A 14,805-nucleotide genomic window follows, 5' to 3' on the forward strand; every position below is an offset into this window, starting at 1 on the left:
GTTAAAAGGTAAAACTTAAAGTTATTATTTGGTATTATAAAAATATATGTTCATTATATTGGTAATGGTATGTCTATTGTGTCTTCCCAGTCTCCTATATCTATATCAAAATTACCTGAACTTTCGTTGCCGTCCTTATCACTAACTTCTATGTCCGGAAAAAGCAGTATGCCGCCACGCGGTTGTACACGCATGTATTTACTGACGTCAAGATAGTAATTAAGGTGTTTACCGTTTTTCAGTATAACTTCAAGATTTAGCACGAAATGCAGTTTCTCGGCATCATCTGTGTATTCATTTGATTTGTAAGCAAAATTTGGTACACCAAACGACATAACTTTTGCATTACAGCCTAGTTCGTCTATTTTGCAGTCAAAAAGTAGTGTAGCGGTTGCGTTGTCTGTGTGCCCGTCGTGTAAATAAGTCTTGTTTGCCATGCCTGTAAGTGCCCCTTTTGCACGGGACACATATTCCAGACCTGACTTGAACTTGTAGCGTATCAGGTAGGTATATGTACGTGGAAACATCGTTACAGGCAGATGTTCTGTCTCGATAGACAAATCAGCTTTGTATTCAGGTATATATGAGGCATAAAGCATATCCGGTGGATTGACGGTCTGCTCATGTTCATATCCTTCAGGAGCCTTGTAGCCGGATCTTGTGCGAATACGCGTACCGGCTGTAGCTGTTACCGGGTTATCGGTATTGCTGAATACAATATATTCTGTGTCGTTACTGTAGAATAACAGTTCATGTTCTCCCTGAGGTATAGGTAGTATCCCTCCTGAATTTTTCAGATTGTTTGTTATCGGTCGGGAACCTCCTGTATGTATTTGCGTACGGATACCTTTTGATACATTTGGCTTATAGTCTTCGTAACTGCCTGGCCAGTTTTCTTTTCTCCATATTCGTTTCCAGTCAAATCCATCTGTTCCTGCCTTATACGGATTTTCCCATTCCTGCATCCATTGTAGTTGAACATCGGCATTTGCAGACAAAGCATGTTCCTCATGGTTGAAACACAACTCTTTCCGGCATGAACTCAGCATCATATTAATGAAAAGAATGAGGAAAATACAATACAGTATATCCGGATAGTTTTTTATAGTTTTATGGTATAGTGTCATGATTTACCTCCTTTCTTGACAGTGCCCCAGCCTATGTTCCACACCAAAGCAAATTTTATTTTTAACGGACCAAAATAATTGAAGCGGTTGGTCTGTTCATAAACGTAGTGTTTGTCAATAGGAATATATTGATCGTATTTTGTAGTCATAAAACCGGCACCTATACCTGCTTCGAATGCAAGGTTTTTACCTATAGGAAACATATATCCGTAGCTTATACATATCATTCCTCCTTCGCCTCTATATCCTGTATTGCCATTTTCCAGGTCGTACCAACCTCCTCCTCCAAACAGACCTGCATAATGTCCGTGAAGATTGTTTTTTCTGTGTATCCAGTAACGTATTTCCGGCAGTATGGTGGCTAGTTGATAGTATTTGTGTTTGTTGTCATTGTGCCACCAAGCCATATTGCCTTCAACTCCTACCGACCATTTTCTGTCGATACGGTATTCTATCTCTAATGATGGCATAATTGCACAATCATATATAATGTTTGTTTTCAGATACCATCGTTTGTCCTTATATTTTTTTTGAGGAATTTCTGTTAGAATAATTTCAGGCTGATTTTCATATAGTTTTCTGAATGGCTGTAATCTCTGAAAACTGTCATTTATTTTGTTTGTATCTGCTATATATGATTTGTTGTCATACTGTGTCTTTTCAGGAGTGTACCCTTCAACAAAGTTTATTCCTATCAAGGCCACAACATCTTTCATGTTCTTATAACTGCTGGTGCTGTTTTTTGTAAGATAATACTCTTCTTTCATACCGTTATGTATTATAAACCAGGACTTTACATGATTACTACGCTCTTTTGCTGCTGCCAGGTTTTCTCTAAATGTAGGAAATGAACCACAAAAGCCACGTATCAATAAATGAGCTCGTCCTGCTTCAATATCTTTACGGTGCTGGTTTATAAGCTGTACGGTGTATGTTATGGCTTCTTCATTACCTTTGAATGGAGAGTAGAAAATCTTGTTTCCAGGTATGAATCTGAATAGAATGACTGAATCTTTTTCTGATATAGTGTTTTCGTCTGTTGTGATGGAATGTGCGTTGCAGACTAGTATTGATATTCTTACTAGTGCAATTATAAAAATCATTATTTTTAGACGGTGTATTATCATATCACAGTATTGATTGTAGTTCCGATGTCTTTACATTTAAAATGTGGAACATCTTGAACAATATGGTTACAAAGTTTTAGTTAGCCCGTTTTTGTGTAATTATAAAAGATACTATAAATGTGATTTAAGTATTCTTTTTATAATTAATTGATTTCTTTTGCGCAAAAGTAGTAGTAGAAAGGTGTGTATAGTGTTTAAAAATAGCTATTTTGTTTCCAATATTTGCTATTATGGCTTATTTATCGTTTGTTTTTCGATAAAAAGCGTCTAATTACAGTATAATAGCGATGAATTTTATAACTTTGTATTACTCGAAATTTAAAGTTAATCTGACTAAAATTTATAGCTTATGGAAATTGTACACGACGAAGCAAAAAAACAGTTCAAGGTGGAAGTGGACGGTTATACCGCTCATGTAGCTTATCAGCTGACAGAAGACGGCGGTCTTGATATCCGCCACACCATAGTGTCCGAAGAAATAGGCGGACGCGGAATAGCATCAGCCCTTGTAAAGGCTGCATACGATTATGCACGCTGTAAATGTCTGAAACCGGTCGCTACATGTGCTTATGCCGTAGTGTGGTTGCAGCGTCATCCGGAATATCAGGGCGATGTTAGTTGTGATTATGGTGGTAAGGGTACTTGCGCAATCTGAACGATTGCGCAATACATTATTTAAATCATATGGTTTGATTTTAACCATTTCTTTCCCGGAGGTGTAAGACACCATATCAGGAATATTACGCATGGTAGTCCTATTGCTGATAAAACAAATACTGCTTCCATTATTTTTCCTCCTTCTTATTACTTAATACTAAACCCGCTAAGAGTGTTGAGCAAGCTACTAATAAACCTAAGACATATATTAATAGTTTGCTTTCGCCCAAATCTTTAAATAAAGATGCTATTACTATACCTGTCAACACATATTTTGAGACATCTATAAGATAGGCTCCTAACTTCTCTTTCCACATAATGTATTTATATATAAAGACAAAAATAAAAAACATCTGTCAACTTTGCAAATTCTTTGTGTAATAGTTAATTATCTTCTATCACAATCCCCATCTTCTTCATAAGGAAGCATGCATTCATATTTTGGGCTATACCTTCACGTATCTTGTAACTGAAGTATAGCTCATTGTTTTTTATGTCCGCTTCGAAACAGTAGTTCCTTATCTGGTCAGGGAAATATTTTACCAGTTCACCGAGCAGCAAATCGTGAGTGGCAATAATACCGTTTGCCTTTAGAGTCATAAACTGGCGTATAAGGCTGAACGAACCTTTTTGCTTGTCCGTAGAATTTGTTCCTTTAAGAATCTCATCGAGGATGATGAACAGCTCGTCGCCCCTGTTGAGCATGTCAATGATTCTTTTCAGACGTTTGAGTTCTGCAAAGAAATAAGATTCGTTATCGCTCAGCGAGTCTGATGTACGCAGACTTGTTATCAGCTGTGCCGGATAGATTTTCATTTTTTTACAGCACGACGGTGCACCGATACATGCCAGCAGATAGTTCACGCCTATTGTTCTCAGGTATGTACTTTTTCCCACCATGTTGGCACCTGTGATAATGAGGAAATAAGGTCTTGAAGGAATCAGTGCATCATTTTTTACGCATTGCTCCTTAGGCATCAGCGGATGTCCCAGCTCTTCAGCCTCATAACAGAATGGAGTATCTGTGATTTCAGCATACTGATATCCGGGATGATTGTAGGCAAATGTTCCGAGCGAACAGAGTGCGTCCAGTTCTCCTACTGCCTCCAGCCATCCTGAGAGGTATTTTCCGTACCGGTCTTTCCATGCCTCGATACGTATCATCTGGCGCAACTGGAAGAACATGCTTCCTTCGAGTATTACATACATAATCTGATTATTACGCAAGTCTAGTCTGTCCAGTTCTTTAGTCAGTGCCTTTAGGGCTTCGGCAGGAGATTTTCCGTCTATCTCAAGTCTTTTTATTATATCCTTTATTCCTCTGGCATTCCATTCCTCGTTTTGTGTCAATGTTATCAGGCGGGCATATGTGCTTAGTGTCTTAAGTTTTTTGCCATACTCTTCCTGAAGTGCAGTGGCACGCTTAATAACACTGAAACTGAGTATTACGAAAAATGAAAAAGCAAGTCCGAACCATGACATGGAGATTATGTCCGCCAGTCCGCATACCAACAGTATTATATTTATGGATGGAACCAGCCATATCAATGCTTTCGCCCAAGTAGATTTTGTGAGAGAACTTTCCGTTTCTGCCCATTTGCGGATGTCGCTGTCATCGTTGTTTTCACTTCTGTTTATAAGACCTGTGATAGCGAAATTCATTCTGAAGTCATTTCTTTCTGCCAAATCTCTTACACATTCCTGTCTTTCTTCTATGTTTTCTTTTTTGCGTAAATGTTTTTTCATCCATTCCGCCAAAGTAGTTTTTCCTATGTACGTACATGTACGGTTTATTGCCTGGAATAGTGATTTGCGGCCGAAGATATCAAGGTCGAATGAATAAAGATGTTCTGTATCGGCAAACTCCTTGCCCTCATCAAATTCTGAATAATCATTGTTAAGTCCTTTTAATTCCTTGTTTAGAATTTCAGCCTTTACTTCCAGCCATTGTCTGCGAATGAAGAAACGGCTGTGTACCTTTATCATTATAAGGAAAGGGACAAGTGTACAACAGGCTCCTGTTATGATAGTCTGTATGCTGTGGCTCCATAATGCGATGACAGTCGATATACAGCCTACGAAGAGCAGTATCCTTATAATACTTATATATAATATGGTTTTGTTTACCTTGTTCAGACTCTGTTTAGTGTCCGATAGATTGTTGTTATACCATTCCTGCGGTTTCATGATTCTTGTTTTTGTTTTGCCTGCGAAGATAATAAAGTTTTGAAAGTCTGTTTGTTTTATGCGGCGGATTTCATTTATTTTGTGATGTAATATAAATCTAGGTTAATAAATGAGGTTTAGAATAGAAAGAATGACAGACTGCGAGTTCCGTAATCTGAATATTGATTATGGATTTTACAATACGCCGGTAGGAGAAATACTGATTGCGTCAACAGTTCGTGGAATATGTTGTATTGAATTAGCCGACAACCGTGACGAGGCTTTGCAATTACTTTGCAAAAGGTTTGCAAAATCTTATCAACAGATACATTCTACGGAGTTTCACAACCAGGCTTTGCGCTTTTTTGATAAATGTGAAAGACTGTCTTCAGATGAAATTGTTTTACATCTTTACGGTACGGATTTTCAGATAAAGGTATGGAGAGCCTTGCTTGAGATTCCTTTTGGGAATACTTCCACTTATAGTGATATTGCAAAAGCTATAAATAATCCACGCGCTTTGCGTGCTGTAGGAACAGCCATAGGACGAAATCCGGTGGCTATACTAGTTCCTTGTCATAGGGTATTGCGTTCTGATGGAGGAATTGGCGGTTATTATTGGGGAATAGAAAAGAAAAAGATACTTTTGGAATGGGAGGGGGATATGCCTTGAATTAAATTTTCATTCATGTTATAAAGTAAAGAAAAAGCATAAATTATAAATGTCTTATTGTATTTTGTGGTTTTATTTGTTTACTTTGCACATTGGATAAATATTAGCTCTTAAATCTAGTAATAATGAAATTTTTGTGTGTATTATTATGCCTTTTATGTACTACTTTTTGTATAAAGGCTCAAAATGTTTTAAAGTTCAATCAGGAAGGAAAATTCAAGATTGTACAGCTCACCGATGTACATAATGTTTATCAGGATGCCCGTTCGCAAGTATCTTTACAAAGAATAAGGGAAGTTTTAACATCAGAAAAACCAGATCTGGTTATAATAACCGGAGATGTTATTTACGGTAAACCTGCAGAGGAAGGTTTTCGTGAGGTACTTTCCCTGATTTCAGATTTTAAAATCCCTTTTGGAATTACTTTTGGTAATCATGATGATGAGCAGGGAATGACACGTAAACAGTTGCTTGAAATTGCATCTTCGTATGAATATAATCTTACATCTACAGCAGAAGGTATTTCCGGTTTCTCTAATTATATATTGACCGTAAAGTCTAATGACTCTGCCAGAGATGCAGCTATTCTTTATTGTATGGATTCTAATTCATATTCTACAATTGAGGGTGTCAAGGGATATGGGTTTATAAAATTTGACCAGATTTCGTGGTACCGTGAAAATAGCAATAAGTTTACAGCAGCCAATGGAGGCAAACCAGTGCAGTCGTTCGCTTTCTTCCATATACCTCTTCCTGAATATTCTTATGCCGTTGAAGATCAGAATGCTGTTATGGTCGGTACACGAATGGAACAGGCGTGTTCACCGAAACTGAATTCCGGAATGTTTGCTGCCATGAAGGAAAATGGGGATGTAAAAGGAATATTTGTAGGACATGACCATGACAATGATTATGCCGTATATTGGAACAATATATTATTGGCATACGGAAGATACAGTGGAGGAAACACAGTTTATAATCATTTGTCAAATGGTGCCAGAGTTATAGAATTGACAGAAAACAGCGGGTATTTTACTACATGGATAACTTTGGAAAAAGGTGAAAGAATTAACAAAGTCGTTTGCCCGGACGATTTTATCAAAGATAAAAACAAAAATATGTAATTACCCATATCGTTAATTTAAATTTAATTTTTTATGAAAAAAAGCTGTCTAAAAGCTATCTGTACAGTGTTTACAGCTGGTATTATGATTTCGTGTGGTAATTCGGCCACAGAAATCAAGTCCTATAACGAAGGTATAAATATTATACCAAAGCCTCTTTCTCTGGAAGTAGGTAATGGAAGTTTCAAACTGAAGGACGGCATGTCTGTTCATGCCGCAGGTCAGGACGAAAAGACTGTTGCCGAATATTTCATCTCAAAAATCAACCGTGCAACAGGTTTTGACATTCAGGTTAAGGAAAACGGATGTATCCGTCTGGAACTTGACCCTTCTGCCTCTATGGATGACGAGGGATATACATTGAATGTTACTCCGGAATCAGTACTTGTAAAGGCAAAAACAGCTCAGGGACTTTTCTATGGAATGCAGTCGTTCATGCAACTTCTTCCGGCAGAGATTGAAAGTCCTGCTGTAGTAAAGAACGTTCCTTGGGTGGCACAGGCTGTAAACATTACAGACGAACCTAAGTTCGAATACAGAGGTCTGATGATTGATCCTTGCCGTCATTTCATGACTGTAGATGAGATTAAGAAACAGTTGGATGTAATGGCTCTCTTCAAGATGAACCGTATGCACTGGCATCTGACTGAGGACCAGGGATGGAGAATCGAGATTAAGAAGTATCCTAAACTGGCTGAAGTGGCATCAAAACGAATTGAAGCAGACGGAACAGAATATGGAGGCTATTATACTCAGGAAGAAGTAAAGGAAATAGTGAAATATGCTTCGGACAGATTTATCACAGTTGTTCCTGAAATAGAATTGCCAGGACATGAACTCGCAGCCATTTCCGCATATCCTGAGCTTTCATGCAAAGGACAGTCTATCACTCCACGTACAGTATGGGGAGTGGAACACGTGGTGATGTGCGCCGGTAAGGAGCTTCCTTTCCAGTTCCTTGAAGATGTTATCGCTGAGGTTGCCGCCTTGTTCCCTGGAGAATATCTTCATATAGGTGGTGATGAATGTCCTAAGACGAGTTGGAAAACATGTCCGTTGTGTCAGAAGAGAATACGTGAAGAAAAACTGTTTGCCGACAAGAACCATACAGCTGAAGAACGTCTGCAAAGCTATTTCGTACAGCGCATGGAAAAAGTAGCGACCAAATATGGAAAGAAGATTATCGGATGGGACGAAATTCTTGAAGGAGGTCTGTCACCAACTGCAACTGTCATGTCATGGCGTGGCGAAGAAGGTGGTATTGCTGCAGCTTTGACAAATCATGATGTAATTATGACTCCTGGCTCAAATGGCCTGTATCTTGACTATTATCAGGGAGACTGTAAAATAGGTCCTGTTGCAATCGGCGGTTTCTCTCCACTGGAAAAGACATATAGCTATAATCCTGTGCCTGATACACTTGTTGCCATGGGTAAGGAAAACTTTATCAAAGGTCTTCAGGGCAATGTATGGAGTGAATATCTTTATACAAATGATATAAGGGAATACCGTACCTTCCCGCGTGCTTTAGCCATAGCAGAAACTGGATGGACAGCTACAGAACAGAAAGATTATAATGATTTTATCAGACGTATAGACAATGCTTGCGTGCGTCTTGACGGACATGGAATAAACTATTATATTCCTATGCCGGAACAACCGAACGGATCATGTGATTTTGTTGCTTTTACAGACAATGTATCGTTGACATTTACAACCAACAGACCTGTAAAAATGGTTTATACACTCGATGGTACTGAACCTACAATCAACTCTACAGTTTATAATGCACCGCTTGATTTCACTGAAAATGCTACAGTGAAGATTGCTTCTGTTCTTCCTTCTAACAAGATGAGTAGGGTTCGCACTGTGACAGTAGAAAAACAGACTCTTTCTCCTGCTGCCACTGTAGAAAAGAAAACTCCGGGACTTAATATGGAAGTTATTGACGGAACATATCTGAATATGGCGGAATTAGAAAAATCTGGTATGAAAGTAGCGGACAAGAAAGTCATTAAGGATACACGCGAACTTATTACTTACAGAAAGTTCTCTGAAGAAACCATGAGAGGTTTCAAGCAGTATTCCGCTATTGCTACAGGATATGTTGATATTCCGGCCGATGGTGTTTATTTCTTCTCTTCTGATCTTGAAGAAGTATGGATTGACGGTAAGAAACTTATCAATAATGGAGGATTTGTCAAACATTTCTGTCCTACAAATAAGTCTGTAGCTCTTTCTGCCGGACTTCACGAATTCAAGGTAGTGTTCCTTGGTAACTCTTACGGAGGTTATCCTACACACTGGAATGACGGAAGCATCAATATCAGAAAGTCTGATGAGGAATCATTCAAAAAGATAAAACCTGAAAGCTTGTTTCATTGATATTAATGAAATGATATAAAATAATAAAGGCTGTTTCTTGTGTAATATACCATCACAAAAGAAACAGCCTTTATTTTATTTCTACGTCTTATCTATTATTTCCATTCTTTCTTTTTTCTAACGAAGAACATCCAGCGGAGTATCGATGCCGGAATGGTATGGCTGAACGAGTTGACTTCATCTGCACGTTCCTCTATGTTTTCAATCAGAGGTTCAGCGTCCTTCTCGCTTATGATACCGTTGTTTATCATCTGCTTGACAGTACGTTTCTCGTTGCTTAGCAACATACGTATGGACTTCAGCGTAAGGGCATGTCCGTAAGCTTTAGGAAACTCTTCAGCCAGAGTGCTTATAACTACATCCATACGTGAGATATTATTCTCTATTTCCGATTTCAGTGTTGGCAATACGGCTTTCTGCTCATCGTCGAGAAGGTTGGAAGTCTTCAGTTCGTCAATCAACTTCAAATTCTCTTTCTGAAGAATGATGAAACCACGTCCCAAATCATAGACCACAGTGATGCGCTCGCGGAAATAGAAACTTATCCAGTCGTGTATTACTGGAGTTTTTCTCAGAGCATTGATCGTACTGCTGCGGTCGCAGAATTTGAAGATGGAGTTTCTGTAGTCCAGAGTATATTTCCCATCGTGGTCGTACAGTTCGTCCAGTGAGTTCATTAATCTGCGGAAAGCGGTTTCGGATATGATACCTTCTTCGTAGATGGCTTTACATGTGGCTTTCTCTCTATCAAGGACTTTCAGACGTATTTCCGATATTACATCTTTGTCTTTAGCTTCCACTATTGGGGCTACCGGAGCTGATGCCATATAGTGTTCAACTTTTATCCAGTTTGCTCCAGTCAGATGGTCTCTTGCTTTCAGCCTTTCCAAATATTTCTCAGAGTTTTCTCTGATATGCTTGTGGATATTGTAATCCAGTTTTACTCTTGCCGAAGGAACACTGATCAGTCCAAGCCTGTTGAGCAGCCAGCGCATTGTTGTGGCGTTTATACAAAGAGTCAGTGTAACTATACCAGCAGTGAAAAACAAAATCTGGTTTCTGATATCTTCCGGTATCGCTTCGGTATATGATACCATCAACGCTAAAGTCATGGCAAGCGCGCCACGTAATCCTCCCCATGTAAGTATTACCGATTCGCGTTTTGTCAGTCCGTAGCCCATTCTTTTCATTACAGGATATAGCATCGAAATCATCGCGTAGCGGAACAGATTGAGGAAAATATATATCAATATGAGTACTCCGAACGCACTCCATGAGAAGGTTACTTTTTCTGATATTACAATACCCACTATGATGAAAATAAGTGTGTTTGCTATATATGTTGCAAGTTCCCAGAAATGTTCCATGAAGTTGTTTACCTGCGGTTTCAATCTTGGTTTACCTGTGTATGTAACGGTAAGACCGAATGCGACAAGTGCTATGACTCCGGAAACACCAAGATAGAATTGTGAAATGATGAAAGTGACGTATGCCGAAAGGATGATCACACTGTTCTGTATCATCTCTTCGGAGTTTATTCTAGTAATGAACCATATCACTACACGTGCAAGGAAATATCCCAGTATGGTACTTATGCTTATCACCTTTATGAATTCCATAACCGGTGAACTGTCCGAACCGCCTGTTGCGGCATATACTCCGAAGAACAGCATGAAGCATACGATACCGGTACCATCATTGAGCAATGATTCGGCATCTACAAGTGTAGAAAAGCGTTTGCTGGTTTTCAGTTCGTGAAGCAGAGCAACTACAGCAACAGGGTCGGTAGCACTGATCAATGCTCCGAACATCAGGGCAAATGCCCATGTCCAGTTTTCGTATCCAGGTATAACCAGACCTATTCCAACCATCAGCACTCCGGTGAGAATCATGCAGATGACAAGTCCCGGTGCAGCAAGCAGGGTAGCGTTCGCCAGTGTTTTTTTGAAGATATGCATATTCAGCTCGTATGCTGCATCGAATATAAGTATAGGAAGGAAAAGATACAGTATAAGGTCGGGATTTATATCCGCCACACTATCTACAGCTTCCGTTATTTGAGGCAATGAATTGAATATTCCCGTACGGTTCAGTATTCCTACCAGAAGTCCGATGGCGAACAATCCTACTGTGTAGGGAAAACGACTGTGTTTTAGTAATGATTTAAGTAGTGCCCCTATAATCAATCCTGTTATAGTGAGCAGCAAAGGTTGCAGAAATGCAAATTCTTCCATGGTAAAGTTTATTAATTATTACAATAATTTTGGTAATGAAACAAAGATAGTAAATAATGAATACAGAATGACGTTTCGGGATAGAAAAATATGACAGAACTTCATCAGTCGGCATTACGTGATAAAATTCAGTTACTTTATATGGAAGAAATTAGTTTTGTATTATGATTGAGATGTAAAATACTCATTAATTGTCTTATATCATTCCCGCCGCAATAGCCTTCGCCTTAGCCCTGTCAGGCTTTCCAGTTCCTGTAAGCGGAAGTTCCGGGATAAGGATGATATGTTTCGGACGCCAGTAATGTGGGAGGTTGTTTATCGCATCGTCAGTATTCATTTCGCTTGATACTAACATTACTATTTTCTCGCCGAACTTGGCATCCGGTAAGGAGGTTATCATATATGAACCTTCCGGCAGGTAGTGACTAAGTTTTTCTTCCACTTGTTCTATCTGTACTTTCACTCCTCCGGTGTTGATAGTATTATCCTTGCGTCCGAGTATTCGGAACTGACCTTTGTCGTTGAATTCTACTATATCGTTTGTGATTAAAGTTTCAGGGTTTACTGATGGAGCAGAGATGATAAGTGTTCCTTCATCTGAAAGGTTAAGTGATACATTGTCGAAAGGTGTGTACCATTCCGACGCATCACTGCCATTAAGGCGTCGCAGTGCGATATGCGAGAGTGTTTCAGTCATTCCGTATGTACTCCATACTGCGTTGGGGAAAGATTTCAGTTCCTCTGCCATGTTCTTGTCTATTGCTCCTCCACCGATTATGAGGTGACGGATCTGCATCAGTTTTTCTCTGTCTTCCGGGTGTTGCAGTGAGTTGAATACCTGCATCGGTATCATGGCTGCGAAGTCCGGTATTTCTGTTATGTTCTGCAAAGGGCGTCCGCATGGAGTAACCACCATAAGGTTGAGGCCTGTTATTATGCTGCGCACTACCACCATTTTTCCGGCTATGTATGGTAGGGGCATACATAGTAATGCACTGTCACCAGCCTTTAGTCCCAGGAATGATACAGTAAGGCGTGCGCTGTTCATCATTCTTTCCTTCTCTACCCATAGTTCTTTTGGAGTGCCGGTAGAGCCGGAAGTGTGTACTTTCAGTAGTGGACTTTCGTTGTACCATTCGGCAAGGAATCCGCCAAGTGATGCCATGAAACTGTCTTCACCGTATTCTGATGCGAATCGGTCTTTAAGTAGTGGTGCTTCTTCAGCTGTATAAGTCTTTCCGTTTATGGTGATGTGTTGGTGCATTATTATTATTAAATTTTGAAGTTTGCAGAATTCTTTTTCGCATCAAACCACAATCTCTCTCCCTTAATACACAGCGGAGACTCAATATTGTCGGTAAACAGCTGTCCTGTGCCGAGTCCCTGTTGTAAGATATGTTCCTGGGTAGCAGTCCATTGTGCTATGGCGTTCAATCCGATGTTGGATTCCAGTGCTGATGTTATCCAATAGCCGATATTTCTTTCCTTTGCCAGTCGTATCCATTCTTTTGAACCGGCAATTCCGCCATGCAGTGACGGTTTCAGAATAATGTATTGTGGACGGATAGTTTCCAGAAGGCGAATCTTTTCGCTTTCAGTATTTACTCCTATCAGTTCTTCGTCGAGAGCAATAGGTAGTGGGGTAGTGGCACATAGTTTTGCCATTTCTTCCCATTGTCCCTGACGTATTGGCTGTTCTATGGAATGAAGGTCGAACTTGCTCAGTGCTTCAAGTCTGGACATTGCGTCGGACGGTTTGAATGCTCCGTTGGCATCCACGCGGAGTTCTATTTCATCCTTGTCGAAATGGCTTCGGATAAATTCTATCAACTGCAATTCCTTGTCGAAATCTATGGCGCCGATTTTCAGTTTTATGCAGCGGAATCCGGCACTCATCTTTTCTCGGATACGGGCATACATTTCATCGAAACTGCCCATCCATATAAGGCCGTTTATGGTAATTCCCTCTTCTCCACGCGAGAATGGTGTGTCCCAGAAAGCAAGGCTACCGGCATGTAGATGATAAAATGCTGTTTCCAGACCGAACAGCATCGAAGGGTATGGACGCAGGCTCTTATAATCAATGGAACCGGTTTTCTCTACTTGCAGGCAATGGCAATGCAGCACATCTTCGTATTCAGGAATATCGTCACAACTCAGGTTGGGAAGTGGGGCGCACTCGCCTAATCCCGATTTACCGGTTTCTGTATCCGTAAGTCGGACATACCATACTTTGCGGGTGGTATATACTCCGCGTGATGTACCTGCAGGTTGCTTGAAGTGGAGTTCGTAAGGAATTATTTCTGATTTAATCATAGATTTCTATATAAAAGGGCTGTATGAGTTGGAGAAACAAATGTATGTCTGGTTCTCCACACGTTCGTGTCGAGTTCTCCACACGCCCGTGTCAAGATCTCCACACGCTCGTGTTGAGTACTCCACACGTCCGTGTGGAGATAATGATGTCTCATCTTTTTTTCTTGAATTACGGCATTTTAGGGAATTTGCTCCAGTCCGGTTTACGCTTTTCTAGGAATGCCTTTCCGCCTTCCTGTGCTTCTTCGGTCATGTAATACAGCATTGTGGCATCTCCAGCCAGTTCCTGTATTCCTGCCTGACCGTCGAGTTCGGCATTCAGACCAGCCTTTATCATACGCAGTGCAAGCGGGCTGTGTTGCATCATTGTTTCTGCCCATTCCACAACCTCGTCTTCCAGACGGTCGAAAGGAACAACTTTATTTACAAGTCCCATTTCAAGGGCTTCCTGTGCAGAATACTGACGGCAGAGGAACCATATTTCGCGAGCCTTTTTCTGACCTACCACGCGAGCCAGATATGAAGAACCGAAACCGGCATCGAAGCTACCTACACGCGGGCCTGTCTGTCCAAAGATGGCGTTTTCTGATGCTATTGACAAGTCGCAAACCACGTGAAGAACGTGTCCGCCACCTATAGCATAACCGTTTACCATCGCTATCACAGGTTTAGGAATGGAACGTATCTGCTTCTGTACGTCTAGCACGTTGAGGCGTGGAACACCATCTGTTCCGATGTATCCTCCGTGGCCTTTCACATGCATGTCGCCGCCTGAACAGAATGCTTTGTCGCCGGCACCGGTCAGTACTACTACATTAATGTCCTGACATTCGCGGCAGATAAGCAATGCATCGCTTATCTCGGATGTAGTTGTAGGAGTGAATGCATTTCTGTATCGCGGACGGTTGATAGTGATTTTTGCTATTCCGTTATAGAAGTCGAAAAGAATATCCTGATATTCCTTTATGGTTTTCCATTCTCTTTTTTCCATGATGT

The 14,805-nt window shown here is 40.3% G+C and carries 12 protein-coding genes; 4 read left to right on the forward strand and 8 right to left on the reverse strand.

Annotation, left to right across the window (positions count from 1 at the left end; genetic code table 11):
- Window positions 1-53: 53 nt before the first annotated feature.
- On the reverse strand, window positions 54-1,127 hold the full coding sequence (locus tag OCV82_RS04220; RefSeq protein ID WP_154043267.1) for a DUF5119 domain-containing protein: 1,074 nt from the start codon (window positions 1,125-1,127) through the stop codon (window positions 54-56).
- Window positions 1,124-2,230 carry a DUF3575 domain-containing protein gene (locus OCV82_RS04225; protein ID WP_262542918.1) on the reverse strand — a complete coding sequence of 369 codons (1,107 nt, stop codon included), beginning with the start codon at window positions 2,228-2,230 and terminating at the stop codon, window positions 1,124-1,126. Before OCV82_RS04225 ends, OCV82_RS04220 begins: the two co-directional genes overlap by 4 nt.
- Window positions 2,231-2,603: 373 nt before the next feature.
- On the opposite strand from OCV82_RS04225, the gene OCV82_RS04230 reads away from it, so the two are divergent.
- Window positions 2,604-2,909: a GNAT family N-acetyltransferase gene (locus OCV82_RS04230; RefSeq protein WP_154043269.1), complete on the forward strand. Its 306-nt coding sequence runs from the start codon at window positions 2,604-2,606 to the stop codon at window positions 2,907-2,909.
- 130 nt (window positions 2,910-3,039) lie between these two features.
- Here OCV82_RS04230 and OCV82_RS04235 read toward each other — a convergent pair whose 3' ends face one another.
- Entirely contained in the window at window positions 3,040-3,228 is a 189-nt protein-coding gene (locus tag OCV82_RS04235; RefSeq protein ID WP_154043270.1) for a DUF6722 family protein, read from the reverse strand.
- Window positions 3,229-3,295: 67 nt separating this feature from the next.
- Window positions 3,296-5,098, reverse strand: coding sequence for a MutS family DNA mismatch repair protein (locus OCV82_RS04240; protein WP_154043271.1), 1,803 nt, complete (start codon window positions 5,096-5,098; stop codon window positions 3,296-3,298).
- A gap of 109 nt (window positions 5,099-5,207) precedes the next feature.
- On the opposite strand from OCV82_RS04240, the gene OCV82_RS04245 reads away from it, so the two are divergent.
- The 3 genes from OCV82_RS04245 to OCV82_RS04255 all read left to right on the forward strand — a co-directional run bounded on the left by OCV82_RS04245 (window position 5,208) and on the right by OCV82_RS04255 (window position 9,259).
- Window positions 5,208-5,750, forward strand: coding sequence for a methylated-DNA--[protein]-cysteine S-methyltransferase (locus OCV82_RS04245; protein WP_154043272.1), 543 nt, complete (start codon window positions 5,208-5,210; stop codon window positions 5,748-5,750).
- A gap of 125 nt (window positions 5,751-5,875) precedes the next feature.
- A complete protein-coding gene (locus OCV82_RS04250; protein ID WP_154043273.1) occupies window positions 5,876-6,874 on the forward strand; it encodes a metallophosphoesterase family protein in 999 nt (332 codons plus the stop codon).
- 33 nt (window positions 6,875-6,907) lie between these two features.
- Window positions 6,908-9,259 (forward strand): family 20 glycosylhydrolase, encoded by a 2,352-nt coding sequence (locus OCV82_RS04255; protein WP_154043274.1) that lies wholly within the window; start codon window positions 6,908-6,910, stop codon window positions 9,257-9,259.
- A 95-nt stretch (window positions 9,260-9,354) separates the two neighbouring features.
- Here the strand turns inward: OCV82_RS04255 and OCV82_RS04260 are convergent, their stop codons facing one another.
- The 4 genes from OCV82_RS04260 to menB all read right to left on the reverse strand — a co-directional run bounded on the left by OCV82_RS04260 (window position 9,355) and on the right by menB (window position 14,800).
- On the reverse strand, window positions 9,355-11,493 hold the full coding sequence (locus OCV82_RS04260; protein ID WP_154043275.1) for a cation:proton antiporter domain-containing protein: 2,139 nt from the start codon (window positions 11,491-11,493) through the stop codon (window positions 9,355-9,357).
- 196 nt (window positions 11,494-11,689) lie between these two features.
- Window positions 11,690-12,757 carry an AMP-binding protein gene (locus tag OCV82_RS04265; RefSeq protein WP_154043276.1) on the reverse strand — a complete coding sequence of 356 codons (1,068 nt, stop codon included), beginning with the start codon at window positions 12,755-12,757 and terminating at the stop codon, window positions 11,690-11,692.
- Between the two features lie 8 nt (window positions 12,758-12,765).
- A complete protein-coding gene (locus OCV82_RS04270) occupies window positions 12,766-13,809 on the reverse strand; it encodes an o-succinylbenzoate synthase (protein WP_154043277.1) in 1,044 nt (347 codons plus the stop codon).
- Between the two features lie 169 nt (window positions 13,810-13,978).
- Window positions 13,979-14,800, reverse strand: a complete 822-nt coding sequence (menB, locus tag OCV82_RS04275; protein WP_154043278.1) for a 1,4-dihydroxy-2-naphthoyl-CoA synthase — start codon at window positions 14,798-14,800, stop codon at window positions 13,979-13,981.
- Between the last annotated feature and the right edge of the window lie 5 nt (window positions 14,801-14,805).

The sequence above is a fragment of the Bacteroides cellulolyticus genome, from assembly GCF_025567135.1.
Lineage (GTDB): Bacteria > Bacteroidota > Bacteroidia > Bacteroidales > Bacteroidaceae > Phocaeicola > Phocaeicola cellulolyticus.

What these genes read in the sequence shown, in the direction of transcription:
- OCV82_RS04220 (WP_154043267.1), bottom strand. Translation starts at nt 1,127, where the DNA reads ATGACACTATACCATAAAACTATAAAAAACTATCCGGATATACTGTAT.
- OCV82_RS04225 (WP_262542918.1), bottom strand. Translation starts at nt 2,230, where the DNA reads ATGATTTTTATAATTGCACTAGTAAGAATATCAATACTAGTCTGCAAC.
- OCV82_RS04260 (WP_154043275.1), bottom strand. Translation starts at nt 11,493, where the DNA reads ATGGAAGAATTTGCATTTCTGCAACCTTTGCTGCTCACTATAACAGGA.
- OCV82_RS04255 (WP_154043274.1), top strand. Translation starts at nt 6,908, where the DNA reads ATGAAAAAAAGCTGTCTAAAAGCTATCTGTACAGTGTTTACAGCTGGT.
- OCV82_RS04230 (WP_154043269.1), top strand. Translation starts at nt 2,604, where the DNA reads ATGGAAATTGTACACGACGAAGCAAAAAAACAGTTCAAGGTGGAAGTG.
- menB (WP_154043278.1), bottom strand. Translation starts at nt 14,800, where the DNA reads ATGGAAAAAAGAGAATGGAAAACCATAAAGGAATATCAGGATATTCTT.
- OCV82_RS04270 (WP_154043277.1), bottom strand. Translation starts at nt 13,809, where the DNA reads ATGATTAAATCAGAAATAATTCCTTACGAACTCCACTTCAAGCAACCT.
- OCV82_RS04240 (WP_154043271.1), bottom strand. Translation starts at nt 5,098, where the DNA reads ATGAAACCGCAGGAATGGTATAACAACAATCTATCGGACACTAAACAG.
- OCV82_RS04250 (WP_154043273.1), top strand. Translation starts at nt 5,876, where the DNA reads ATGAAATTTTTGTGTGTATTATTATGCCTTTTATGTACTACTTTTTGT.
- OCV82_RS04265 (WP_154043276.1), bottom strand. Translation starts at nt 12,757, where the DNA reads ATGCACCAACACATCACCATAAACGGAAAGACTTATACAGCTGAAGAA.
- OCV82_RS04245 (WP_154043272.1), top strand. Translation starts at nt 5,208, where the DNA reads ATGAGGTTTAGAATAGAAAGAATGACAGACTGCGAGTTCCGTAATCTG.
- OCV82_RS04235 (WP_154043270.1), bottom strand. Translation starts at nt 3,228, where the DNA reads ATGTGGAAAGAGAAGTTAGGAGCCTATCTTATAGATGTCTCAAAATAT.